Annotated in this window: 17 protein-coding genes; 10 read left to right on the forward strand and 7 right to left on the reverse strand. The window is 73.1% G+C overall.

The window, feature by feature from the left end:
* Positions 1-519 precede the first annotated feature (519 nt).
* Positions 520-1,404: a LysR family transcriptional regulator gene (locus GGQ91_RS12915; RefSeq protein ID WP_081948571.1), complete on the forward strand. Its 885-nt coding sequence runs from the start codon at positions 520-522 to the stop codon at positions 1,402-1,404.
* 383 nt (positions 1,405-1,787) lie between these two features.
* On the opposite strand, the gene GGQ91_RS12920 is transcribed toward GGQ91_RS12915, so the two are convergent.
* Together GGQ91_RS12920 and GGQ91_RS12925 are read right to left on the reverse strand one after the other, a co-directional pair.
* On the reverse strand, positions 1,788-2,075 hold the full coding sequence (locus GGQ91_RS12920; protein WP_043356965.1) for a hypothetical protein: 288 nt from the start codon (positions 2,073-2,075) through the stop codon (positions 1,788-1,790).
* 120 nt (positions 2,076-2,195) lie between these two features.
* Positions 2,196-2,606, reverse strand: a complete 411-nt coding sequence (locus GGQ91_RS12925; RefSeq protein ID WP_043356963.1) for a DUF1236 domain-containing protein — start codon at positions 2,604-2,606, stop codon at positions 2,196-2,198.
* Between the two features lie 288 nt (positions 2,607-2,894).
* On the opposite strand from GGQ91_RS12925, the gene GGQ91_RS12930 reads away from it, so the two are divergent.
* A complete protein-coding gene (locus GGQ91_RS12930; protein ID WP_043756766.1) occupies positions 2,895-4,583 on the forward strand; it encodes a thiamine pyrophosphate-binding protein in 1,689 nt (562 codons plus the stop codon).
* A gap of 137 nt (positions 4,584-4,720) precedes the next feature.
* Positions 4,721-5,164, forward strand: coding sequence for a DMT family transporter (locus GGQ91_RS12935; protein ID WP_182592166.1), 444 nt, complete (start codon positions 4,721-4,723; stop codon positions 5,162-5,164).
* 47 nt (positions 5,165-5,211) lie between these two features.
* On the opposite strand, the gene GGQ91_RS12940 is transcribed toward GGQ91_RS12935, so the two are convergent.
* Positions 5,212-6,540 carry an Nramp family divalent metal transporter gene (locus GGQ91_RS12940; protein ID WP_043357949.1) on the reverse strand — a complete coding sequence of 443 codons (1,329 nt, stop codon included), beginning with the start codon at positions 6,538-6,540 and terminating at the stop codon, positions 5,212-5,214.
* Between the two features lie 156 nt (positions 6,541-6,696).
* On the opposite strand from GGQ91_RS12940, the gene mntR reads away from it, so the two are divergent.
* A complete protein-coding gene (mntR, locus tag GGQ91_RS12945) occupies positions 6,697-7,158 on the forward strand; it encodes a manganese-binding transcriptional regulator MntR (protein ID WP_020093314.1) in 462 nt (153 codons plus the stop codon).
* Positions 7,159-7,182: 24 nt separating this feature from the next.
* Here the strand turns inward: mntR and GGQ91_RS12950 are convergent, their stop codons facing one another.
* The gene (locus tag GGQ91_RS12950; protein WP_043379837.1) at positions 7,183-8,367 is read right to left on the reverse strand and encodes a zinc-binding metallopeptidase family protein; all 1,185 of its coding nucleotides are present in this window, start codon (positions 8,365-8,367) and stop codon (positions 7,183-7,185) included.
* A 218-nt stretch (positions 8,368-8,585) separates the two neighbouring features.
* Here GGQ91_RS12950 and GGQ91_RS12955 point away from each other — a divergent pair, with 218 nt between their 5' ends.
* The 3 genes from GGQ91_RS12955 to GGQ91_RS12965 all read left to right on the forward strand — a co-directional run bounded on the left by GGQ91_RS12955 (position 8,586) and on the right by GGQ91_RS12965 (position 15,560).
* Complete coding sequence (locus tag GGQ91_RS12955) at positions 8,586-11,864, forward strand: transglutaminase family protein (protein WP_053608326.1); 3,279 nt, start codon at positions 8,586-8,588, stop codon at positions 11,862-11,864.
* Between the two features lie 262 nt (positions 11,865-12,126).
* Positions 12,127-14,664 carry a circularly permuted type 2 ATP-grasp protein gene (locus GGQ91_RS12960; protein WP_043357961.1) on the forward strand — a complete coding sequence of 846 codons (2,538 nt, stop codon included), beginning with the start codon at positions 12,127-12,129 and terminating at the stop codon, positions 14,662-14,664.
* Positions 14,661-15,560, forward strand: a complete 900-nt coding sequence (locus tag GGQ91_RS12965; RefSeq protein ID WP_043357963.1) for a transglutaminase family protein — start codon at positions 14,661-14,663, stop codon at positions 15,558-15,560. Before GGQ91_RS12960 ends, GGQ91_RS12965 begins: the two co-directional genes overlap by 4 nt.
* Positions 15,561-15,655: 95 nt before the next feature.
* Here GGQ91_RS12965 and GGQ91_RS12970 read toward each other — a convergent pair whose 3' ends face one another.
* The 3 genes from GGQ91_RS12970 to GGQ91_RS12980 form a co-directional block, all read right to left on the reverse strand.
* Entirely contained in the window at positions 15,656-16,267 is a 612-nt protein-coding gene (locus GGQ91_RS12970) for a pyridoxamine 5'-phosphate oxidase family protein (RefSeq protein WP_043379707.1), read from the reverse strand.
* 22 nt (positions 16,268-16,289) lie between these two features.
* Entirely contained in the window at positions 16,290-17,993 is a 1,704-nt protein-coding gene (locus tag GGQ91_RS12975; protein ID WP_043756775.1) for a lysine--tRNA ligase, read from the reverse strand.
* A gap of 205 nt (positions 17,994-18,198) precedes the next feature.
* Positions 18,199-19,068 carry a transporter substrate-binding domain-containing protein gene (locus tag GGQ91_RS12980; protein WP_210274695.1) on the reverse strand — a complete coding sequence of 290 codons (870 nt, stop codon included), beginning with the start codon at positions 19,066-19,068 and terminating at the stop codon, positions 18,199-18,201.
* A 49-nt stretch (positions 19,069-19,117) separates the two neighbouring features.
* Here GGQ91_RS12980 and GGQ91_RS12985 point away from each other — a divergent pair, with 49 nt between their 5' ends.
* From GGQ91_RS12985 to mazG, 3 genes are all read left to right on the forward strand, one after another.
* Positions 19,118-21,118 (forward strand): glycosyltransferase family 2 protein, encoded by a 2,001-nt coding sequence (locus GGQ91_RS12985; protein ID WP_343066787.1) that lies wholly within the window; start codon positions 19,118-19,120, stop codon positions 21,116-21,118.
* Between the two features lie 100 nt (positions 21,119-21,218).
* Positions 21,219-21,386, forward strand: coding sequence for a hypothetical protein (locus tag GGQ91_RS12990; RefSeq protein ID WP_236952917.1), 168 nt, complete (start codon positions 21,219-21,221; stop codon positions 21,384-21,386).
* 215 nt (positions 21,387-21,601) lie between these two features.
* Positions 21,602-22,555, forward strand: a complete 954-nt coding sequence (mazG, locus tag GGQ91_RS12995) for a nucleoside triphosphate pyrophosphohydrolase (protein WP_182592167.1) — start codon at positions 21,602-21,604, stop codon at positions 22,553-22,555.
* Positions 22,556-22,590: the final 35 nt, after the last annotated feature.

Raw genomic sequence — 22,590 nt, forward strand, 5'->3', positions numbered from 1 at the left:
CAGGCGATCGCGGGACGGCCGGTCGATCCCATGTTCTGACGCAGAAGCCATCGTCGCGAAGCCTTGCAAGACTATTCGATGATCATTGAGACATGCGGCGTTAACGTCCGGTAAATCTGAATTGAAACAGGATTGCTGATATTTGCAGAATTATTGACTTTTGCGAGGGCCATATTTGGTTTGTTCCGAAATTGACCCGGATTTTCTAAGTCGATAGACCGGTGAAATCGCGCGCTATACCGTGCCGGATACCTCGGGACTGGTCCGTCTCTGCCCGGGACCGGCGCGCCCGGCCGTTCCTGCAGCGCCCCCTTGGGCTCGGGCTCGGGCCGACGCCGGGGCGCGGCCGGTGGGAATTCCTGACAGACGGGCGGCCGGCCGCTACCGTGGCCCGGCGACGGCCGGGGCCGTCGACGCGCGACCGGGCCAGAGCCGGGCCAGGGCAGGGCAGGTCCAGGGCCGGTTCCGGGCTGCCCGGGCCGCGCCGGTGCAGATGGCGTGTCGGGAGGCGCCTGCGCGATGATGCGGTTCGATCTCACCGATCTCGGCCTGTTCCGGCACGTGGTCGAGGCCGGTTCGATCACCCACGGGGCCGCGCGGGCGAACCTCGCCCTGGCGGCCGCCTCGACGCGGATCCGGCTGATGGAGGAGTCCCTCGGCGCGGCGCTGCTGACCCGGGGCCGGCAGGGCGTCAGCCCGACCCCGGCCGGGCGCGCCCTCCTCGTCCACGCCCGGGAGGTCCTGGCCGGGGTGGAGCGGTTGCGCGAGGAGATGGCGGCCTTCTCGGGGAGCGCCTTCGGCCAGATCCGGGTGCTGGCCAACACCAACGCGCTGACCGAGTTCCTGCCAGACGCGCTCTCGGCCTTCCTGGCCGATCACCCCGGGATCGGCGTCGAAATCGACGAGCGCACCTCCGAGGAGATCGTCGGGCTGGTGGCCGAGGGGGCGGCCGATCTCGGCATCCTGTCCGGCACGGTGGATACCGGCTCGCTGCGGACCTTCCCGTTCCGGGAGGACCGGTTCGTGCTGGTGGCGGCCCGGGATCACCCCCTGGCGGCGCGCGGGACGATCCCGTTCGCCGAGCTGCTCGGCCACGACCTCGTCGGCCTCGACCGGCGCAGCGCCATCAGCCGGTTCCTCGTCGCCCAGGCGGTGCGGGAGGGGCGGCCGATGCGCCTGCGGGTGCAGCTGCGGGACTTCGACGCCGTCTGCCGGCTCGTCGAGGCACGGGTCGGGCTGGCGGTCCTTCCCGAGAGCGCCGCCGCCCGCGCCGCCCAGGGCCTCGCCCTGGCGGTGGTGCCCCTCGCCGATTCCTGGGCGCGGCGCGACCTGACCCTGTGCCTGCGCGACCTCGACGGGCTGCCGCCGTTCATCCGGGCCTTCGTGGCGCAGCTGCGCGCCTGAGCGTCGCCCGGCCCCCGCCCCGGGCCCGAGGCGGGGAGAGCGCGGAACACCGCGATGGTCGCGGACATGATGCGGGTCGTCCGCGGGCTCGATCCGCATAGGGTTTCCGATGGGGCCGCCGTTCCGTCCGGTCATGAGGCGCGACGGGCCGGTGGTGATCGGCGACGCCGTCGAGGCCGCCGGCCTGCGACGCCCGCAGCCTGCGCGCCAGCCTCTACGCCCGCGGCCTCGCGGTGGAGACCGGCGCCCTCTGGCGGGCCCGGCGCCTGCGCAACCGCGTCGCCCGCACGGCGATCCGTCTCGCCGATGCCCCCGGGCCCGCGGCGTCCCTGGCGCTCGGCCTGGGGCTGTCGTGGCGTTTGGCGCGCCCTGACGCGGCGGCGTCAGCGCCAGCGCTCCTCCGTGCAGGCCAGCACGTAGACGACGTGCATGCAGCGGGCCTGGGCGGCCTGCGAGGTCGCGTCGCTCATGCACGCCCGCATCCCGGCGGAGAGCAGCCCGCGATCGACGTCCTGATCCCGGGCGCAGGTGAAGATGGGCTGGAAGCCTTCGAACCGGCTCACCTGCCAGAAGATGACCACGAACGCGAGCAGACAGAACGCGCAGACCAGGAGCCGGTTGTCGTAGAACCAGTGTCTCCGATCGGCCTCTGCGGTGTTGCGCGCGCTCATCCCGTCACCGGGGGCGCCGACAGGATCGCGGTCTGGGCCACCTGTGTCCTCCGCAGCGGATCGCCCGCGCCATCTCGCCGACCCTCAGCCGCGCCAGCCGCGCCCACCGGGAGGGAACCGTCAGTCGATCACCTCCACGATGCGGCGCGTGCGCGGCTCGACGAGCACCGGATGGCCGTTGACGATCGTGTAGCTGTACTCCGGCAAAGCGAACTCGCGCGGGACATCGTAATACACGACGCCCTCCTCCGGTAGCACGGTTCCGACCCGAACGGGGCCCGCGAGGGCGACGGACGGGCGGCGCTCGCCGAGGGCGTAGATGCGGAAGCGCTCCCGCCGGTCGACGCCGAGGATGCCGTTGGCCGTGCCCACGGCGGCACCGATCGCGCCGCCGACGATCGCCCCGAGGGGGCCCGCCATCTCCTCGCCGCGCGAGGCGCCCTCCTGGGCGCCGCGCTCCAAGCCTTGCGCCTGCGCGATGGCGGGGAGGCCCAGCGTGGCCAGGAGCGCAAGGGGAGCCGCGATCCGCATGGGTGTCGTCCTGGTCGGTGGCATGGACCTTCAGGCCTGCGCCTGAGGGGGCGGGAGCATCCCGGCCACGGCAGGTTACGCCAGAAAGGCTGCCGATCGGTTGCGGCCCGCCGCACGCCGTCCGCAAGGGGGCCGCATCGGGCGCCGGCCCCCTCTTCCGGCCCCCTCTTCACGCTCGGCGTGACGGTTCGGCTCTCGGTCGGCTCTCGGGATGCGGGCGGAGCCGCGGCATTGCCCCGGCCCGCCCATGGTTTAGCCTCCCGCTGATTCCGCCGGAGAGGACAGGGCATGTCGATCGAGACCGTGGAGACCGCCGGCCGGCGCCGGGGCGCCGACCTCCTGGTGGAGGTGCTGCGCTCGGAGGGGGTGCGCTACATCTTTGGCAATCCCGGCACCACCGAATTGCCGCTCATCGACGCGCTCACCGAGGCGCCGGACATCGCCTACATCCTCGCCCTGCAGGAGGCGACCGCGGTGGCGATGGCGGACGGCTACGCGCAGGGCGCCCGGCGGCCCGCCTTCCTCAACCTGCACACGGCGGGCGGCCTCGGCCACGCCATGGGCGGGCTCGTGAATTCCCAGGTCTCCGGCACGCCGCTGGTGGTCACCGCCGGGCAGCAGGATCTCCGCCACGCGCTGACCGACCCGCTGCTGATGGGCGACCTCGTGGCCATCGCCGACCCGGTGATGAAGTGGGCCCGGGAGGTGACGAGCCCGGACCAGATCCCGATCCTGCTGCGCCGGGCCTTCCACGATGCCGCCGCCGCCCCGTCCGGCCCGGTCTTCCTGTCCCTGCCCATGGACGTGATGGAGGCGATGAGCGCCGTACCGGCGGGCGAGACCTCGACCATCGACCAGCGGGCGGTGGCGGGTTCCCTCGACCGGCTGGCGGACAAGCTCGCCGCCATCGCGCCCGGCCGCCTCGCCCTGATCGCCGGCGACGAGATCGACGCCTCGGACGCCTCGGCCCAGATGGTCGCGCTCGCCGACCTGCTGGCGGCGCCGGTCTACGGCTCGTCCTGGCCGGCCCACATCCCCTTTCCCACCGCGCACCCGCTCTGGGCCGGGAACCTGCCGACCCGGGCCGACGCCATCGCCGCCATCCTCGGGCGCTACGACGCGGTGTTCGCGCTGGGCGGCAAGTCGCTGATCACCGTGCTCTACTCGGAGGTCTCGGCGGTGCCGCCGGGGGTGCAGGTCTTCCAGCTCTCGGCCGACGTGCGCGACCTCGGGCGCACCTATGCCACGAGCCTCTCGACCGTGGGCGACATCCGCGCCTCGCTGGACGCCCTGCTGCCGCTGCTCCGCCCCCGCCTCGCCGACCGGGCCGAGGCCTTCGCGCAGCTGCGCGCCCAGGCGGTGACCGCCCGGGCCGAGCGGCGGGCGACGCTCGCCGCCGCGGCGGATGCGGCCTTCGAGGATCCGGTGATCGCGCCCCTAGTGGCCGCCCGGGAGGTGGCCCGCGCGGTCGGGGCCGAGACCACCATCGTGGACGAGGCGCCCGCGACGCTCACCCACCTGCGCACCTTCCTCGACAGCCCGTCGGCCCATCAATACGCGGCGATGCGCGGCGGCGTCCTCGGCTGGGGCATGCCGGCCGCGGTGGGGTTTTCCTTGGGGCTCGACCGGGCGCCCGTGGTCTGCGTCGTGGGTGACGGGGCCGCGATGTACTCGCCCCAGGCCCTCTGGACCGCCGCGCACGAAAAACTTCCGGTCACCTTCGTGGTGATCAACAACGCCGAGTACAACATCCTCAAGACCTTCATGAAGGGCCAGGCGCACTACGCCTCGGTGCGGGCCAACCGCTTCATCGCCATGGACCTCACCGACCCGCGCATCGATTTTCCGGCCCTGGCCGCCTCGATGGGGGTCCCCGCGCAGCGCGTGACCCGGGCCGCCGACATCGCCCCGGCGATCGAGGCCGGGATCCGGTCGGGAGGGACCAACCTCGTGGAGGTGGTGGTGCGGGCGACGTGAGGGGCCGCCCCTCCGCCGGCCTCCGAGGGGCGCGGCCTGAGGGCCGTCGCGGCGTTCGGACACAGAGGCTGCCGAGGAACACGGACGTCCGGACCGGGCTGCCCTAGGGATCGGTTTGACCGGGCGGGATCTCAGCCATGTGGTACCTCTACGGTTTCGCGCTGCTGGCCGGCGTGGCCAACGCCGTCCAGGCCGGACAGAACGGAACGCTGTCGAAGGGGCTGGCCGAATCGCTGGTCGCCGGCCTCGTGGTTGCCGCCGGGACCGCGAGTTGCATCCTCGCGGTGGGGCTCATCACCGGGAGGCTCGCCTGGCCGACGGCCGCGCAAGCCCTCGGGATGCCCTGGTGGGCGTGGTTCGGCGGGGTCCTGGGCGGAGGCATCATTCTGGCGCAGTTCGTCGTGGCCCGCCAGATCGGGGCCGCCCCGTTCCTGGGCCTCCTCGTCACGGCCGGGGTCGCCACATCGATCGTGCTGGACAATTTCGGGTGGGTCGGCTTCGAGCGCCACCCCGCCAGTCTCTGGCGCATCCTCGGCGGCGTGCTGATGATCGCCGGCGTCGCCCTCGTCGCGCTGTTCTAGGAGCAAAACTGGGCCGGCCGATCACATCGACCGGCCGCCTCGTGGGCTTACCCTAGCCCCGGCACCGGTATCCCGAAGGCCGCCGCCAGCAGGACCATGTTGAGGGCGAGCACCACGGCCGCCCCCGCGACGGCCGCCGCCTGGGTGAGCGGCCCGTTGGCGAAGGGACCCATCACGCTCCGGCGGCGGGTGAACACCACCAGCGCCACCATCGGCACCGGCAGGGCCAGCGACAGCACCACCTGGGACAGGACCAGCGCCCGGGTCGGATCGACGCCGATCGCCACCACCACGAAGGCGGGCAGCATGGTCACGAGCCGGCGCACGAGGAGCGGGATGCGCCAGCCGGTGAAGCCCTGCATCACCAGCTGGCCGGCGAGCGTCCCCACCACCGAGGAGGAGATCCCGGAGGCGAGCAGCGACACCAGGAAGGCCGCCCCGGCCGCGGGGCCGAGCAGCGGCGTCAGGGTCCGGTAGGCCTCGCCGATCTCGGCGACCCCGCTGTGGCCGGCATGGAAAGCCGCCGCCGCCATGATCACCATCGCCATGTTGACGAGGCCCGCGAGCAGCAGCGCCACCACCACCTCGCGGTTGGAGTAGCGCACCAGAAGGCGCCGGTCGGCCTCGTTCCGCGGGCTGCCGCGCCCCTGGGTCAGGCCGGAATGCAGGAACAGGGCGTGCGGCATCACGGTGGCGCCGATGATCCCCACCGCGATGGTGAGCGCCTCCGCGTCCGGGATCCGCGGGGTGACGAGGCCCTTCGCGGCCTCGCCCCAGGCCACCGGGGCGATCAGCAGCTCGATCGCGTAGCAGAGGCCGATCGTGCCGACCATCGCCCCGATGGCGATCTCCAGGGGCCGGAAGCCCTCGTGCTCCAGGAGCAGGATCGCGTAGGTGACGATCGCGGTGATCGCCATCCCGGCCATCAGCGGCATGCCGGTGAGCAGCGACAGGCCGATGGCGCCGCCGAGGAACTCCGCGAGGTCGGTGGCCATCGCGGCGACCTCGCTGATGCCCCACAGGGTGAGGCGCACCGGCCGCGACGTCGCGTCCCGGCAATGCTCGGCGAGGTTCTTGCCGGTCACGATGCCGAGCTTGGCCGACAGGGCCTGGAACAGCATCGCCGTGAAGTTGGCGAGCAGCACCACCCAGAGCAGCCCGTAGCCGTAGCGGGCGCCGGCCTGGATGTTGGTGGCGAAGTTGCCGGGGTCCATGTAGGCGATCGACGCCGTCACGGCCGGACCCGCGAACAGCAGGAACCGGCCCCGTCCACCCGCCCGCCCTTCGAGGACGTCGCGGATGGCGCTCTCCGTCCGCCGGCTCATCGCCCCGGGCGGGGCGCCCCCGGGGGCCGTCCCGGCGTTCGGCGCCACCATGCTCACCCTCTCCTCAAAGATATAGCTCGGGCTATATTCAGGGCTGCGGCCGCGGGATTCAAGGGGTTTTCCGCGCGCCGCGTGGGACTCCCCTCCGGCCGCCGGTTTTTGCTAGACAGGGGCGGGGCGGCGTGTGCGTGCCGAGAGGGAGAGCCGATGCAGGAACCGTCCGAGCCGGGCTCGCCCGAGACCGCGCTGGTCGATCCCGAGCGGCACGTGGAGAGCTTCCGGCAGGCCCGCGAGGCGCGGCGGTCCGAGCTGGTCGAGGATTACGTCGAGCTGATCGACGACCTGATCGGCGACGGCGGCGAGGCGCGCCAAGTGGACATCGCGGCCCGCCTCGGCGTGGCGCAGCCCACCGTCGCCAAGATGCTCAAGCGTCTGTGCGAGGACGGGTTCGTCCAGCAGCGGCCCTATCGCGGCGTGTTCCTGACCGAGGCCGGCCGCCGGCTCGCCGCCCAGGCGCGGGAGCGCCACCGGATCGTCGAACGCTTCCTGTGCGCGCTGGGGGTGAGCCCCGAGACCGCCCGGCGGGACGCGGAGGGGATCGAGCACCATGTCAGCGCCGAGACCCTGGCGGCGTTCCGCGCCTTCGCGGAACGTCACGGGGGGGCGTGAGGCGCCCGTCCGTCCGCCCTGCCCTCACACCGTCGGCGCAGGCACCTTCTGGCGCAGGCCCAGGATCACCGCCCGGAGCATCTCGGCGCCCGCCTCGCCGGCATCCGGCAGGATGCCGGTGCGGGAGGCGTAGATCCGCTCGTGCACGAAGGCGAGCTTGGCGATCACCGTCGGCGTCAGCTTGAACGGGTAGAGCGCCGGCTGGCCCATGCTGTGGGAGAGCGAATTGATCGCGTAGGTCAGCGGCAGCCACGCCGCAATCAGCCGGTCGAGATCCTGGGTGTTGTAGGGGTCGAAGTCGATCACGGTCGGTGCCGCCTGCCCGTGGCGCAGGCGCGGGCGCACGTGCAGCTCGAAGGTCGAGGCGGTCTCCACCGTGTCGACGATGTGCAGGTAATGCGCGAAGGTCTCGGCGAAGTCCTCCCAGGGATGCGCCGTGGCGTAGGCCGACACGTAGGCCTCGTCCCAGTCGGCGGGCGCGCCCCGCGCGTAATGGTTCTGCAGCGCCTGGACGTAGTTCAGGCGCTCGTCGCCGAACAGCGCCCGGAAGGCCCCCATGGTGGGGCTGTTCATCACCAGCAGGTACCAGAAGTAATGTCCGATCTCGTGCCGGAAATGGCCGAGCAGGGTGCGGTAATGCTCGCCGAACAGGATCCGGCGGCGCTCCCGCTCGACATCGTCGGCCTCGGCGATGTTCATGGTGATCAGGCCGTTGATGTGCCCCGTCAGCACCGGCATTCCGCCGGAGAAGCTCTCGGACGGATCGGCCAGGAAGTCGAAGGCCAGCCCGTCCGTGTACTGGGCGCGGGTGGCGAGCGGCAGGTCCAGGCGCAGCAGCGAATAGAACAGCCTGCGCTTGGCGGCCTCGATCTGGCGCCAGCGGGTGAGGTTCCAGGTCTGCGACAGGTCCGGCACCACGCGGTTGTGGCGGCAGGCGGTGCAGTAGATGTCGGGGCTGTCCTCCGGCACCAGCCAGTTGCAGGCCTCCGAAACGGCGTTGTTGCACAGGCGGTAGCGCCGTCCGGGATCCGCGTAGGCGTGGAAGACCTGCGCGCCGCCCATCAGCGGGTGCGCCGAGGCCCCCTGCGGCTCCAGGGCCGAGACCTCGTGGACCACGCACGTATAGCCCAGCTGCCGCGCACAGCTCTCGCAGGCGGTCGCCTCGAAGGTGACCGGCTGGTCGCAGGCCTGGCACTGGAAGATCTTCATCGCGCGGTCCCGGGCCGGCACCCGGCCCACCTGCCGGTCAAAGCGGGGCCAGGCGGCAAAGTTCCGGCCAGAGGTTCGGAGGCCTGGGCGCCGCCGCACGGAAATTGCTTGTGTCTCGGTTCGTGTCGCATAACCGCGCGGTGGGGGGCGATGGTCGACCCGCCGTGACGTCCGGAACCGGCGCCGAGGCCGGATTCGATCCTTCAGACGGAGCCATCGTGTCGATCAAAGCCGCCCTGCACCACGTCACGCATTACCGCTACGACCGGCCGATCAGCCTGGGCCCCCAGGTGATCCGCCTGCGCCCGGCCCCGCACGCGCGCACCAAGGTTCCGGCCTACGCGCTCACGGTGACGCCCGCCAACCACTTCCTGAACTGGCAGCAGGATCCGAGCGGCAACTGGCTCGCCCGCCTCGTCTTCCCGGAGAAGACCGACGAGCTGAAGATCCAGGTCGACCTCACCGCCGACCTGGCGGTGATCAACCCGTTCGACTTCTTCGTCGAGGATTACGCCCAGACCCACCCTTTCGCGTACGACCCGGACCTCGCCGAGGAGCTGGCCCCCTACCGCGCGCCGGTGGATGCGGATGGCCCCGAGATGGCGGCGCTGCTCGCCCGGCTCCCCGCGGAACCCAGCACCGTGCAGTTCCTGGTGGCGCTCAACGCCCAGATCGCCCGGGAGACCGCCTACGGCGTGCGCATGGAGCCCGGCGTCCAGACGCCCGCCGAGACCCTGCGCCTCAAGAGCGGCTCCTGCCGGGATTCGGCGTGGCTGCTCGTGCAGGTGCTGCGCCGGATCGGGTTCGCCGCCCGGTTCGTCTCCGGCTACCTGATCCAGCTCGTGCCCGACACCGTCGCGGTCGACGGCCCCACCGGCACCGCGTCGGACTTCACCGACCTGCATGCCTGGGCCGAGGTCTACCTGCCGGGCGCCGGCTGGATCGGCATGGACGCGACCTCGGGTCTGCTCACCGGCGAGGGCCATATCCCGCTCGCGGCGACGCCGCATTACCGCTCGGCCGCGCCGATCTCGGGGGCGGTCGAACCGGCCAAGACCGAGTTCGGCTTCGCAATGAGCATCACCCGCGTCGCCGAGACGCCGCGGATCACCAAGCCGTTCTCGGACGCGGTCTGGGCGTCCATGGACGCGCTCGGCGAGCGGATCGATGCCGACCTCGCCGCGCAGGACGTGCGCCTGACCATGGGCGGCGAGCCGACCTTCGTCTCGGTGGACGATTTCGAATCGCCCGAATGGAACATCGCCGCGGTCGGCCCGACCAAGCGGGGGCTCGCCGACACGCTGATCCGGCGCCTGCGCGACCGGTTCGGCCCGGGGGGGCTGCTGCATTACGGCCAGGGCAAGTGGTATCCCGGCGAGAGCCTGCCCCGCTGGGCCTTCGCCCTGTACTGGCGCAAGGACGGCCAGCCGATCTGGCGGAATCCGGACCTGATCGCCCCCGAGGCGGCCGCAGGCCAGGCGGGCGAAGCCACGATCGCGCAGGCCAAGGCCCTCGCCGACGCGCTGGCCCGCCGCCTCGGCCTCGCCGACTACGTCATCCCGGCCTTCGAGGACAGCGAGGTCTGGGAGAAGAAGGCCGCCGAACTGCCGGTCAACGTCACGCCCGCCGCGGCCCGGTCCGGCTCCGTGGAGTTCGACGCCCGGATCAAGCGGGTCTACGAGCGGGGCTTGGCTGAGGCCGCGGGCTACGTCCTGCCGCTGGCGAGCCTGCCCACCGGCAGGGACGGCGATGCCGACCGGGTCTGGATCTCGGAAGCCTGGGACTTCCGGCGCGGCGCCGCCTTCCTGGTGCCGGGCGACTCGCCGGTGGGCTTCCGCCTGCCCCTGTCGTCCCTGCCCTACGTGCCGCCGGAGCACTATCCCTACTACCAGCCGCAGGACCCCCTGGAGTCGCGCCCGCCCCTCACCGACGGGCGTCCCGGCGCGACCACCGTCAACGGTTCAGGGATCACCGGCGTCGCGGTGCGCACGGCGCTCTCGATCGAGCCCCGCGACGGGGTGGTGCGGGTGTTCATGCCGCCGGTGCAGCGCGCCGACGAGTATCTCGAACTCGCCGGCCACCTGGAGGCGGCCGCCGCCGAGCTGAACCTGCCGATCCAGCTGGAAGGCTACGAGCCGCCCTACGACCCGCGGATCGGCGTGATCAAGGTCACCCCCGATCCGGGCGTGATCGAGGTGAACGTCCACCCGGCCGCCTCCTGGCGGGAGGCGGTCGCCATCACCACCGACTTGTATGCCGAGGCGAGGCAAACCCGGCTCGGCGCGGAAAAATTCATGACCGACGGGCGCCACACCGGCACCGGTGGCGGCAACCACGTGGTCATGGGCGGCGTCACGCCGGACGATTCGCCGTTCCTGCGCCGGCCCGACCTGCTCAAGAGCCTCGTGCTCTACTGGCAGCGCCACCCGGCGCTCTCGTACCTGTTCTCGGGCCTCTACATCGGCCCGACGAGCCAGGCCCCCCGCATGGACGAGGCGCGCCACGACGGGCTCTACGAACTGGAGATCGCGCTCGCCCAGATCCCCGCCCCCGACGCGCCCAACATCCCGCGCTGGCTCGTCGACCGGGTGTTCCGCAACATCCTCGTGGACGTCACCGGCAACACCCACCGGGCCGAGATCTGCATCGACAAGCTCTACTCGCCGGACGGGCCCACCGGGCGCCTCGGCCTGCTGGAGTTCCGGGCCTTCGAGATGCCGCCGGACGCCCGGATGAGCCTCGCGCAGCAGCTGCTCCTGCGCGCCCTCGTGGCGTGGCTGTGGCGGGAGCCGCAGACCGGCGGCTGTGTCCGCTGGGGCACGAACCTCCACGATCGGTTCATGCTGCCGCATTTCCTCTGGTCCGACTTCCTCTCGGTGCTGGAGGATCTCCGGGCGGCGGGGTACGCTTTCGATCCGGTCGCCTTCGAGGCGCAGGCCCTGTTCCGGTTCCCGGTCTTCGGCACGGTCGAGCAGGGCGGGGTCCGGATGGAGCTGCGCCAGGCGCTGGAGCCCTGGCACGTGATGGGCGAGGAAGGGACCAGCGGGGGCACCGTGCGCTTCGTCGACAGCTCGGTCGAGCGGCTGCAGGTCAAGGTCGAGGGCTTCGTGCCCGAGCGGCACGTCATCGCCTGCAACGGCCGCCGGCTGCCCATGACCGGCACCGGCCGCGGCGGCGAGGCCGTGGCGGGCCTGCGCTTCAAGGCGTGGCAGCCGGCCTCCTCGCTGCATCCGACGATCCCGGCCCACTCGCCGCTCACCTTCGACATCCTCGATGCCTGGAACGGGCGCTCGCTCGGCGGCTGCCGCTACCACGTCGCCCATCCGGGCGGCCGCAACTACGAGACCCATCCGGTGAACGCCTACGAGGCGGAGGGGCGCCGCCTCGCCCGGTTCCAGCCGCACGGCCATACCCCCGGCCGGATCGACATGCCCCGGCCGGAATCGAGCGCCGAGTTCCCCCTCACCCTCGACCTGCGGATGCCGGCCCCGCAATGATCCGCGATGTCCACACATCTGGGTCGGACACGGACGCGGACGACAGAGCGCGACGCGCCCCCTCTCCCGTGCGGGAGAGGGTTGGGGTGAGGGACGAGAGGCTTCAGGGTCGGCGCGCCGGCAGGACGCGCCCCTTTCGGGCAGACCCGACCCCTCACCCTGTCCCTCTCCCGCACGGGAGAGGGGACCCGCGCTCCCTTCTGCGGCCGCGTCGCCGTCCACGCTGTGTGGATGCGCAAGCCGCAGTGACCGGGGGTCCGTGATGGAGGCGGCGCTCGCGGGCAGCCGCGGCCGGGCCGAGCGGCCGGAGGGCCCGCGGGAGCGCGTCGCCCGCTGGAGCGCGGGCTACCGCCCCGCCCCCGGCCGGCCGGACGAGTTCCTGGGCCCGGACGGCGCTCCGCGCGGGGCGTGGCCGCGCCTGCTCGACCGTCTCGGCGGCCTCACCGAGCCGGAGATCATGGCCCGCTTCGTCGCGGCGGAGCGGCACATCCGGGACGCGGGCATCTCGTTCCGCATCGCCGGCGACCAGCGGGAGCATCCCTGGCCGCTGGGCTGCCTGCCCCTGGTGATCGAGGGGTCCGAGTGGGCGGCCCTCAGCGCCGGGATCGTCCAGCGCGCGGAGCTGATGGAGGCGATCCTCGCCGACGTCTACGGGGATGGAAGGCTGGTCGCCGAGGGATTGCTGCCCGCCGCGATCGTGGCCGGCACGCCGGAATTCCTGCACCCGCTCCACGGCGTCACGCCCCCCGGCGGCCATTACCTCAAGCTCTACGCCGCCGATCTCGGCCGGGGCCCGGACGGGCGGTGGCAGGTGCTGGCCGACCGGACGCAGGCCCCCTCGGGCCTCGGCTGGGCGCTGGAGAACCGGATGGTCCTGGCCCGGACCTTCCCGGACTTCTTCCAGGACCTCCACGTCGAGCGCCTGCCGGCCTTCTTCCAGGCCTTTCGCGATGGTCTGGCGCTGGGGGCCGAGCGCGTCGACCCGCGGATCTGCCTGCTGACCTCCGGCCCCTACAGCAGCACCTATGTCGAGCAGGCGGCGCTGGCCCGCTATCTCGGCCTGATGCTGGTGGAGGGCGACGACCTCGTCATGCGGGACGGCCGCCTGCACGTGCGCACCGTCTCGGGCCTGAAGCGGGCCGACGCCCTGTGGCGGCGGATCGACTCCGACTTCCTCGATCCCCTGGAGCTGAATCCGGCTTCGCGGCTCGGCGTGCCCGGGATCCTCGAGGCCCTGCGCAACGGCTCCCTGGTGATGACCAACATGCCGGGCTCGGGCCTCGTCGAGTCGGCCGCGCTCGCCCCCTATCTCGACGGCATCGCCCGGCGCGTTCTCGGCGAGCCCCTAAGGCTCGGCCATCCGCGCACGTGGTGGTGCGGCGACCTGGAGGGCTTGGCGCACGCCCAGGCCAACCTCGACAGCCTGACCCTGCGCCCGGCCGCCACGCCCCAGCGCGGGGCGGGGCGCGACGCGATCCTCGCGGGCCCGGTCCTGGCGGCCGAGCGGGAGCGGGTCGTCGCCGCCCTGCGCGACCGGCCCTTCGACTACGTCGCCCAGGAGGCCGCGCCGCTCTCGACCATGCCGGGCTGGGAGCGCGGGCCGGACGGCCTCGTCCTGGTCCCCCGTCCCTTCGTGGTCCGCGTCTTCGCCACGCGGACGCCGCTCGGCTGGCAGGTCATGCCCGGCGGCTTCTGCCGGGTCTCCGAGCGCGAGGACGTCGACCCGATCGAGCTGCGGCTCGGCATCCGCTCCGCCGATGTCTGGGTGCTGTCCGAGAAGCCGGTCGCCGCGCCCCTGATCGGCACGCAGGCGGCCCCGCGGGTGCGGCGGGTCGGGGGCCATCTCCCCGCCCGGGCCGCCGACGGCCTGTTCTGGCTCGGACGCTACCTGGAGCGCGGCGAGGCGGTGATCCGGCTGGTGCTCGCCCATCTGCGCAGCGTCGGCGACGCCGTCGGGACCGACATCTCGGGCGCCCTCGACACGCCCGCGGCCCTGGCGCTCCGGGCCCTCCTGCACGAATGGGGCGCCATCGGCGCGGCCGACCTGCCCACCGCCCGCCTCGCCCTGGAGGCGCTCGCCGGGCGCGATCGGCCGGGCTCGGCGCGGTCCCACATCCTCGCGGCCCGCCGCAACGCCGCCGCGCTCCGCGCCCGCCTGTCCGGCGAGGCGTGGCGGGTGCTGGCCGACCTGAACGAGTTCCTGTCCCTCAACACCGAGCGGGCCTTCACCGAGTCGCAGCTCGCCGGCCGCGCCGAGCGGGCCCTGAGCCAGCTCGCGGCGCTCGCCGGCCTCACCCACGAGAACATGAGCCGCGCCGAGGGCTGGCACTTCATCGAGCTCGGCCGGCGCATCGAGCGGGCGATCAACACCGGCGCCTTCGCGCTCGCCTTCGCCAACGACGAGGCGACGCCCGGCTGCCTCGGGGTGATGCTGTCGCTGTGCGATTCGCAGATCAGCTACGGGCGGCGCTACCTGCAGGGGGCGGCCCTCGATCCGGTCCGCGACATGGTGCTGCTCGATCCCTACAACCCGCGCTCGATCGCCTTCCAGGCCGAGGCGATCACCCGGCACCTCGCCGACCTGCCGGCGCTGGCCGCGGACGGCATCCCCGAGCCCCATTGCCGCCTCGCCACCCGGATCCTGGCGGAGCTGCGCAGCGGCGAGGCCGCGGATTTCGACGCCGTGCGCCTCACCGCGCTCGCGACCGACCTGGAGCGGCTGGCCGACGGCATCGCGGCCCGCTACTTCCCCACCGGGCCGAACGCGCTGCGCCCCGAGAAGCTGACGGGGCTGGCGTGATCTACACGCTGCGCCACCGCACAACCTACCGCTACGGGCGGCCGGTGCACTTCGCCCGCTGCACCCTGCGGCTCAAGCCGCAGGAGGGCGAGGGCCAGAGCGTGCTGGCGAGCGCCGTCACGATCGACCCGAGCCCGGCCCGCGCGGTGATGCGGCGCGACTATTTCGGGATCGAGGCCGTGGCGATCACCCTGGAGGCGCCGCACACCACCTTCAGCGTCGAGGCGCTCTCCACCGTGCGGGTCGAGCGCCCGGCCCCGCCGCCGCCGGAATCCGGCATGGCCTGGGAGCGGGTCCGCGACGCCGTGGTGGCCGGGCGCGACCTCGCCGGCCGGGCGCCGGTGCATTTCCTGTTCCCGAGCGGCCGGGTGCCGCTGCTGCCCGCGATCACCGACTATGCCCGGCCGAGCTTCTCCGCCGGCCGCAGCGCCTACGGGGCGGCCCACGACCTGATGCTGCGGATCGGCCGGGACTTCCGCTTCGATGCCAAGGCGACCACCGTCTCCACGCCGCTCGCCGAATCCTTCGCGCTCCGGGCCGGGGTCTGCCAGGATTTCGCCCACGTGATGATCGCGGCTCTGCGCGGCATGGGCCTGCCGGCGGCCTATATCAGCGGCTACCTGCGCACCGTGCCGCCGCCGGGCCGCCCGCGCCTGCGCGGGGCGGATGCGAGCCATGCCTGGGTGGCGGTCTGGTGCGGGGACGGCTGGCTCGGCCTCGACCCGACCAACGGCGTGCCGGTGCAGGACGACCACATCGTGGTGGCCCGCGGCCGCGACTACGGCGACGTGGCCCCCGTGGACGGCATCGTCAGCGGCTCGGGCAAGCAGCGCCTCAAGGTCGAGGTCGACGTCATCCCCGATACCGAGACGCAGGATCTCGCTCTGGTGGGGTGAGGGATCCCGGAGCGGCCCGCCGGCTGGTGCCCGAAATGTCTACCCCCCTCAGGATGAGGCAGCGGGTCGGACAGGCCGGCGCCCAGACTCGTCCCTCACCACATCGTCTTGGCCGCCCGCTCCGGCCATTCCGCGTCGTAGCGCTGGCCGCCGACTGCGCCTGCGGTGAGCGCCGCGAGGATCGACCCGGGCGTCGGCAGGCTCGCCGGATCGACGCGGGCATCCGGATCCCACAGCTTGGCCCGGATGATCGCCCGGGCGCACTGGAAGTAGATCTCCGCGACCGTGATCACGATTGCGGTGCGCGGCGCGTGGCCGTCGACCCGGAACGTGGCCAGGAGATCCGGATCGGCCGAGATCACCGCCCGCCCGTTCACCCGGAGCGTCGTGCCCGAGCCCGGGATCAGGAACAGCAGCGCCACCCGCGGATCGCGCACGATGTTGCGGAGCGAGTCGATCCGATTGTTGCCGCGCCGGTCGGGCAGGATCAGCGTGCGCGGATCGGCGACCCGCACGAAGCCCGGCTGGTCCCCGCGGGGGCTGCAATCGAGCCCTTCCGGGCCGCTCGTCGCCAGCACCGCGAAGGGCGAGGCCTCGATCAGCGCCGCGTAGTCCGGCGTGACCGAATCCGCCACCTTGGCGGTGGAGGCGGCCGCCGGGGGCGCGGTGTAGATCGCCTCCAGGGCGGCGAGGCTGTCGACGACCATCACGCCCTCCTGCGGTCCTTGCTCACGCGACCTTGGCCGTGCCGGCCACGAAGGCTTCGTGCTCGGCCACCAGCGCGCCCGAGAGGGCCGCCTCGATCAGGCTCCGGGTCTCCGCCACGCCGTAGAGGGCCACGAAGGAGCCGAAGCGGGGTCCGCGCGCCTCGCCGAACAGCACGTTGTAGAGGCTCGTGAACCACGCCTGCGACACGCCGGGCCGCCCGTCCGGGCTCTTGGCCTTGCCGGACGTGTCGGGGAAGTGGCGCCGCCCCACCTCGTAGACCGCCGCCTGCAGGGCCTCCGGATCGGTGGAGCCGGCATGGTCCCTGAGGGTCTCCGACAGATCCTCCAGGGCCGCCCGCTCCTCCGGGGTCGGCGCCCGGTAGGTCTTGGCCGGCCGCACGAAATCCGAGAAGTATTTCAGCGCGTGCTTGACCAGCCGGTCGAGGCCCGGATGGGTCTCCGGCCCGGTCTGCGGCGCGTAGCGGCGGATGAAGCCCCACAGCACCGCCGGATCCTCGGTGTTGGCCACCGCGGCGAGGTTGAGCAGCATCGCGAAGGTCAGGCTCGCGCCCTCGACCGTCTCGGGCTCCGGCGGGGTGCCGGCGTGCAGGTGCCAGACCGGGTTGCCGAGGCGGAGCTTCGCGTCCTGGCCGGCATAGCGGTCGAGGAAGCCGATATACTCGTCGACGTGCCGGGGGATCACGTCGAAGAACAGACGCTTGGCCTCGCGCGGCTTGTTGTACATGAACAGGGCGAGCGATTCCGGCGTGCCGTACTTGAGCCACTCGTCGATGGTCAGGCCGTTGCCCTTCGACTTCGAGATCTTCTGGCCCTTCTCATCGAGGAACAGCTCGTAGTTGAAGCCCTCCGGCGGCTCGCCGCCGAGCGCCCGGGCGATCTTGGCGGAGAGCTTGACCGAATCGATCAGGTCCTTGCCGGCCATCTCGTAATCGACGCCCAGCGCCACCCAGCGCATCGCCCAGTCGGGCTTCCATTGCAGCTTGGCGTGGCCGCCGGTCACCGGGGTCTCGTAGCGCTCGCCCGTGGCGGGATCGCGCCACGCGATGGTGCCGCTGCCGGCGTTCACCGCGTCGATCGGCACCTGCATCACGTGGCCGGTGACCGGGTGGAGCGGCAGGAACGGGGAGTAGCTCGCCGAGCGCTCGGCCCGCAGGGACGGCAGCATGATCTCCATGACGGCGTCGTAGCGCTCCAGCACCCGCAGCAGCGTCGCGTCGAACACGCCCGAGCGGTAGCATTCGGTCGCCGATCGGAACTCGTAGGCGAACCCGAAGGCGTCGAGGAAGCGGCGCAGCTCGGCGTTGTTGTGCGCCCCGAAGCTGTCATGGGTGCCGAACGGGTCCGGCACGCGGGTGAGCGGCTGGTTGAGATGGCCGGCCAGCATCTCGCGGTTCGGCACGTTGTCCGGAACCTTGCGCAGCCCGTCCATGTCGTCCGAGAAGGCGATCAGCCGGGTCGGCACCGCGTCGCGGGTGAGCACCCGGAAGGCGTGGCGCACCATGGAGGTGCGGGCGACCTCCCCGAAGGTGCCGATATGCGGCAGGCCCGAGGGGCCGTAGCCGGTCTCGAACAGCACCTCCGTCTTGCCGGATTTCTCCAGCCGCGCCACGAGCTTGCGCGCCTCCTCGAAGGGCCAGGCGGCGGCGTTGGCGGCGGCCTCGATGATGTCGGGGTCGAGGGTCAGGGCTGGGGGGGCGGCTTGCATGTCTTCGGGGATGAACGCGAATTGGGAGCGCGCACCCTAGAGCGGTTCGCATCGGAGCGGAACGCCTGACGGTGCAATGCGGGGTTCCATCGCGCGCCCGCGCTCGTGGCCTGAGCTCGTGGCCTGAGACTGCGGCGCCCGGCTCCGCCGCCCCGTCCGGCATGAACCGGTCGACGGCGGCATCATCGCCCAGGAAGGAAGTCCGTCAGAACGGGCTCACGGGGAAGAACCGCAGGTACAATTCGGTGTACTTGCCGTCGTCCCAGACCCGCTGGAGCGCGTCGTCCAGGGCCCGGGAGAGGGCGGCGTCCTCCGGGCGGGTGATCAGGCCGATCCCCTCCCCGAAATAGCGGTTCTCCAGATAGTCGCCGCCGATGAGCGCGCAGCACGTCTCCGCGTCCTGGCCGCCGACATAGAGGGCGAGGTTCAGGCCGTCGGCGAACAGGTAGTCGATCTCGCCGCGCTTGAGCGCGCCCTCGGCCGCCGCCAGGTCGGTGAAGTCCTTGGCCACGGCCTTCGGGAAGAACGCCTTCAGGTAGGCCGCATGGGCGCTGCCGGCGATGACCCCGACGCTGCGGCCGGCGAGCGCCGCCGCCGAGGGGACGGGCAGGCCCTTGTCGGTCCGGGCGGCGAACCGCGCCGGCCAGCGGAAATACGGCCGCGTCGCCAGGAATTTCTGCCGCAGCGTCGCCGTCAGGGGAATGGCGGCCGCGACCACGTCGCCCTGCCGGCTGTCGAGGGCATCGAGCAGGGTGTCGAAGCGGCGCGCCTGCACCGTGCAGGTGATCGTCAGCTTCTCGCAGACGGCGCGGGCGAGCTCGACCACGAAGCCCGTCGGGTTGCCGTCGGGGCCGGCGAAGTGCAGCGGCGGGAACTCGTCGTCCGTGAGGAAGCGGACCGCCCGGCCGGTCTGGGGCGCCTCGATCCGCTCGCCCCGGCTGCGCGGGTTCCAGAAATCCGGCACCGTGACGGCGGGGGTGGCGGTGACACCTGTGGCCTCGGCGGTGGCACCGGCTGCAGCACCGGCGGGCGCGGCCGGGGCCGCGAGGAGCGCGGCGGCGAGCACGGCCGCCATGCACCGGGATGGGATGCGTGTCCTATCGCCTCTTGACGATCGGGAGGGGGTGGTGCTCCTCTCGGAGCGTGGGGGCGGGGACTGGCTCACCCTCCTCCTCTACCACGTCCTGGGGCCACCGGGGGAGCGCGGCGTGTCGGTCCAGCGCCCGCCCACGGGGCCGGCGGCCCTGCCGTCGGAGATCGCCTTCCTGCTGGCCGAGGGCGTCGACGGCCGGCTGCTGGTCCGGGCGGCCGCCGCGGCGGCCGCGGCCGGGACCGACGCGGCGACCGCCCTGCTGAATGCCGGCCTGATCGCCGAATCGGCCTATTACGAAGCCCTGGCCCGGGCGCTCGGCGCCCCCTACCTCGACGGCCCGATCCCGTTCGGCCTGGGCCTGCGCTTCCCCGACAGCCTGGTGGCCGGTCTCGCGCCGCTGGCGCCGGGATCGGTGTCGCCCTGGGTGCTGGCGCCCCGGGGCCGGGCGATCGCGGACCTCCTCGACGCCCCGGGCCGCGCTCCGTGCCGCGCCGCCATGCCGGCGATCACCAGCCCCACGCGCCTGCGCGAGGCCGTGTTCGCGGCCATCCCCGAGCAGGTGGCGGATCATGCGGCGCACGACCTGCGGCGGCGCGCGCCCGAGCGGGCGACGGCCCCCGAGCCCGCCCTCCGCTGGCTGCTGGTCCTCGCCCTCGCGGTCACCGCCGCGCTCTGCCTGTGCGCGGCGCTGCCGCCCCCGCTGGCGCGCGCGGTGGTGATCGCCGGGCAGATCCTGTTCCTGGCCATGGCGGCCCTCCGGATCGCGGCCCTCGCCATCGCGGCCCCGGTGGAGCCGGAGGCGGTGGCGCCCCTCGCCGAGGCCGACCTGCCGGTCTACACGGTCCTCGTCCCCCTCCACCGCGAGGCGGCGGTGGTGCCGGACCTGCTCAGGGCGCTCTCCGCCCTCGATTATCCGGCCGCCAAGCTCGACATCAAGCTGCTGCTCGAGGCGGACGACGCGGAGACCGCTTCCGCCCTCCCCCGGGACACCCTGCCGGCCCGGTTCGAGGTGATCACGGTGCCCCCGGGCGGCCCGCGCACCAAGCCCCGGGCGCTCAACGCCGCGCTGCCTTTGGCCCGCGGCGCCCTGCTCACGGTCTACGACGCCGAGGACGTGCCCGATCCCGGACAGCTGCGGCTGGCGGCCGCCCTGTTCGCGCGCCTGCCCGCGCGCACCGCCTGCCTCCAGGGGCGGCTCGTGATCGACAATGCCGGCGATTCGTATCTCGCCCGCGTCTTCGCCCTCGAATATGCCGGCCTGTTCGACGTGCTGAACCCGGCCTTCGCCCGCTGCGGCCTGCCGGTCCCCCTCGGCGGCACCTCGATGCACCTGCGCACCGCGGTGGTGCGGGCGCTGCACGGCTGGGATGCCCACAACGTCACCGAGGATGCGGATCTCGGGCTGCGGCTGGCGCTCGCGGGCTACACCGTCGGCGACCTGCCCAGCCCCACCTTCGAGGAGGCCCCCGCCCGTCTCGGACCCTGGCTCGGCCAGCGCACCCGCTGGCTCAAAGGTCTGGTCCAGACCAGCCTCACCCACGGGCGGCGCCCCCTCGACACCGCACGCAGCCTCGGCGGCCTGGAGACGCTCTGCGCCGTCGCGCTGGTCCCGGGGACGGTGGCCTCGGCGCTCGCCTACCCGGTCTGCCTCGTCGCGGCGGCGTGGTCCTTCCTGGTCCTGGAGATCCCGGCCGCGCCCGCCTTCTTGGACAACCTGCCCACCGGGCTCGCCATCACCCTGTTCGGGACGGGGCTCGCCGCCCTGGTCCTGCCCGCCCTCGCCGGCTGCGCCCGGCGCGGCTGGGGGGACCTCGCCCAGTCGGTCCCGTGGATGCCGGTCTACTTCCTGCTGGTCAGCCTGGCCGCGTGGCTGGCGCTGATCGAGCTGGTCCGCGCCCCGCTGCGCTGGAACAAGACCCGGCACGGCCTCGCGCGGACCTCCCGCAGCGGGCGGCGGGCCCGGCGCGGGCGGCCTGCGACACCCTGCGACACGGCGCGCGGGCCGGACGGCGGCGCATGCGCCTCCGCTTGATCTGGATCAGTCGCGCCGACCGGCGGCACCGCTCACGTCGGCGCCCGGCTCGTGCCCGCGCCCCGGGCGGCCGGTGATTCGCCTCGCGGCGGCCCAAGCGATGCCGGCCTTCTGCCTCCGACACACCCTTGAGCATGCGGACGGCCGCTGCGGCCTCGCCTTCGCCAGCGACCACCTGGAGGCGGACGGCGTGGAGGCGGCGATCCGTGGTGCCCGGGAGCTGGGCCGGACCGCCAGCCCCATGCTCCTGACCGGGGCGCGGTGCTGACGGATTCGGCCGGCCGGATCCTCTGGTCGTTCACCCTGGCGCTGCCCCGGGAGCCGCTCTGCGTCCGGGCGACGCGCTGACGGCCGCCGGAGTCGGATGCCCCCGGGGCCCGCGCGTCGATGGCCCGCTGGCGCGGCCGGACCTGCATCGCGATCCCGAGGGGCACGCCGGCGGGCGGATTTCCCTGCGCCGCGCCATGCTCTAACGCCATCCGCATGAGCGAGACACGCGATGCGGGCCGGCCTGGGCCGGGCGGGGCGAAGGCGGCGGGTGCTGCGGAGGAGGCGCCTCTGAGCCGGCTCCTGCGCCTGATGGCGACCCTGCGCGATCCCGTCGCCGGCTGCCCCTGGGACGTGGCGCAGAGCTTCGCCACCATCGTGCCCTACACGATCGAGGAGGCCTACGAGGTCGCCGACGCGGTGGCGCGGGGGGATCTGCGCGACCTGCGGGACGAACTCGGCGACCTGCTGCTCCAAGTGGTGTTCCACGCCCGCATGGCCGAGGAGCAGGGCGCCTTCGCCTTCGACGACGTGGCCCGCGCCATCGGCGACAAGCTGGTCCGGCGCCACCCCCACGTCTTCACCCCGGACGGCACGCCCCTGCCCGCCGGCTCGCCCCTGCGCGATCCGGCCCAGGTCGAGGCCCAGTGGGCGGCGATCAAGGCGCAGGAACGGGCGGCCCGGCAGAAAGAGCGGCAGGAAGAGCGGCAAGAGGCGCGGCAAGAGGCGCGGCAGGACACAGGCGCCGCGCCGGATCCGGCGCCGGACCCGCTCGGCGGCGTCGCCCGGGCGCTGCCGGCCCTCGCCCGGGCGGAGAAGATCTCCCGGCGGGCGGCCGCCTACGGCTTCGACTGGGACGAGGCCGCCCAGGTCGTCGACAAGGTCCGCGAGGAGACCGACGAGGTCGCCGAGGCCCTGGCGGCGGGCGACCCGCAGGCCCTGTCCGAGGAGATCGGCGATCTCCTGTTCTCGGTGGCCAACCTCGCCCGGCATGCCGGGATCGACCCGGAGACCGCCCTGCGCGACGGGACCGCCAAGTTCGAGCGCCGCTTCGCCGCCATGGCGCGGCACCTCGCGGCCTCCGGGGGCGCCCTCGGCCGCTCCGACCTCGCCGCCATGGAGGCGGCGTGGCAGGCGGCCAAGCGCGACGAGGCGGGGGGTGGGCCGTAGCGGCGCGTGGCCCGGATCCGAATCGGGCGACCGCC

Origin of the sequence: Methylobacterium fujisawaense (genome assembly GCF_014138435.1) — a bacterium.
Lineage (GTDB): Bacteria > Pseudomonadota > Alphaproteobacteria > Rhizobiales > Beijerinckiaceae > Methylobacterium > Methylobacterium fujisawaense.

Coding starts and splice junctions, on each gene's coding strand:
- GGQ91_RS12915 (WP_081948571.1), top strand. CDS start 520: ATGATGCGGTTCGATCTCACCGATCTCGGCCTGTTCCGGCACGTGGTC.
- GGQ91_RS12920 (WP_043356965.1), bottom strand. CDS start 2,075: ATGAGCGCGCGCAACACCGCAGAGGCCGATCGGAGACACTGGTTCTAC.
- GGQ91_RS12925 (WP_043356963.1), bottom strand. CDS start 2,606: ATGCGGATCGCGGCTCCCCTTGCGCTCCTGGCCACGCTGGGCCTCCCC.
- GGQ91_RS12930 (WP_043756766.1), top strand. CDS start 2,895: ATGTCGATCGAGACCGTGGAGACCGCCGGCCGGCGCCGGGGCGCCGAC.
- GGQ91_RS12935 (WP_182592166.1), top strand. CDS start 4,721: ATGTGGTACCTCTACGGTTTCGCGCTGCTGGCCGGCGTGGCCAACGCC.
- GGQ91_RS12940 (WP_043357949.1), bottom strand. CDS start 6,540: ATGGTGGCGCCGAACGCCGGGACGGCCCCCGGGGGCGCCCCGCCCGGG.
- mntR (WP_020093314.1), top strand. CDS start 6,697: ATGCAGGAACCGTCCGAGCCGGGCTCGCCCGAGACCGCGCTGGTCGAT.
- GGQ91_RS12950 (WP_043379837.1), bottom strand. CDS start 8,367: ATGAAGATCTTCCAGTGCCAGGCCTGCGACCAGCCGGTCACCTTCGAG.
- GGQ91_RS12960 (WP_043357961.1), top strand. CDS start 12,127: ATGGAGGCGGCGCTCGCGGGCAGCCGCGGCCGGGCCGAGCGGCCGGAG.
- GGQ91_RS12970 (WP_043379707.1), bottom strand. CDS start 16,267: ATGGTCGTCGACAGCCTCGCCGCCCTGGAGGCGATCTACACCGCGCCC.
- GGQ91_RS12975 (WP_043756775.1), bottom strand. CDS start 17,993: ATGCAAGCCGCCCCCCCAGCCCTGACCCTCGACCCCGACATCATCGAG.
- GGQ91_RS12980 (WP_210274695.1), bottom strand. CDS start 19,068: ATGGCGGCCGTGCTCGCCGCCGCGCTCCTCGCGGCCCCGGCCGCGCCC.
- GGQ91_RS12990 (WP_236952917.1), top strand. CDS start 21,219: ATGCCGGCCTTCTGCCTCCGACACACCCTTGAGCATGCGGACGGCCGC.
- mazG (WP_182592167.1), top strand. CDS start 21,602: ATGAGCGAGACACGCGATGCGGGCCGGCCTGGGCCGGGCGGGGCGAAG.